Annotated in this window: 1 protein-coding gene; it reads right to left on the bottom strand. The window is 57.3% G+C overall.

The annotated features are described in order from the left end of the window. Positions 1-1416: RHS repeat-associated core domain-containing protein (locus AC1D1X_RS23120; protein WP_477699318.1), on the bottom strand; the 1416-nt coding region annotated here is incomplete at its 3' end. Positions 1417-1483: the final 67 nt, after the last annotated feature.

The following is a 1483-nucleotide window of genomic DNA, read 5'->3' as shown; positions in this document are numbered from 1 at the left end:
TGCTTGGTCATATCTTCCTCGTCGTCCGTCTCTTTGTCCAAGCTGAGTATGTGGGCGACCCTCCGCTTCGGGGTCTGGTACTGGTGTGTTATGTCTTGGGTGTCTTGGAAGATCTCGATCAGGAAATCTATTTCCTTCATTAGCGCTTTCCGAGTTCGTGCTATTACCCATCCAATTGCGAACACCATTGTAAGTAGCCTCACACATCTGAGAAGTAGCATTTGCAATCGCCGAGCCATAGTTCTTAATAAAAAAATATGTCCCACCAACTACCACCACGCCGGTTGCAACGGTTGCACAACTCACCCATCCAACACCGGGAACAAGACACAACAAACCGGCTGCCGCGGGTACTAACCCACTCGGGTCGGTAAAGCTGTTTGGGTTGCCTCCGACATAACTGTATGTGTTAATGCCACCTCTGAGCCCGATGGGATCGGACTGCATATAGCGCCCGATCCTCGGGTTGTACTCCCKGTTCCAGTTCTGGAACARCCCACTCTCGSCATCAAAGGTYTGCCCMGGCAGYCGCTGGTTRAAGGCGAAGGCCCCMAGGCTGCTCGGATTCTGATCAGGCGCCGTCGCGCCAAAGGGYTCYGCCGTATCCCAGCGCCAMRCRACSGCWTCRTCAMTCTGCCGCGTGATGATTCGTGGCGCACCSAGCTGATCSGTYGAGACGTTGTACAGGCTGATGGCAATGTCGCTTCCTGCTGCCGTCCCCGTCTGCTTGATCACCCCGACCGGGCTGCCCATATAGATGGTTTCATACTGAGGAACGCCATTGGCATCGTACTCACCTAGCAGCTTGCCTCCTTCGTCATAAACGTAGTAAGCCGCACCGGTAGGTACCAGGGCCGTCGGCCCCGTCTTGCTCATCCTCARCTCCAGSGCGCTGTAGCTGTAGTTCACAGTGCCRCCGGCGTTCGTCAYCGTSGCCAGCCTSCCGCGGTCGCTGTAGGTRTAGCTRTTGRYCCCRTCRCTYGTGATGTTGCCGGCCGCATCRTGCACCACGGTGGCGACGCCGGTGCTGTCCTGCGTCTGGTTCAGCCGGTTGCTGGTGCTGGCAATGGTGTTGGGGTAGCTCGTGCCGCCAACGACTTTGGCCGTGCGGTTGCCCGTGGCGTCATAGCTGTACTGGATCGCACTGCTGCCCAAGGTGGCGCTGATCAGTCGGTTCAGGTTGTCATAACCAAAGCTCTGGTCCAGTGCGGGCACCGGGACTCCGTTGCTGGTGTGGGTGTAGCCGGTGATGCGTCCCGCTGTGTCACGAAGAATGGTTCGGCGAATCCCAGTTGTTGTTGGATCACCCAGGTTGTACGCGCTGATCTGGCCGTTGGCATCATAGGCAATCGCCTGAGTCTTGCTGCTGGCCCAGCTCCAGCCGGTCAGTTTGCTTTCAGCATTGGTCGTTGGCATCATAGGCAATCGCCTGAGTCTTGCTGCTGGCCCAGCTCCAGCCAGTCAGTTTGCTTTCAGCATTGGT

This window comes from Polaromonas sp. P1_G4 (assembly GCF_056405475.1).
This window is presented reverse-complemented; position numbering and strand designations above follow the sequence as displayed.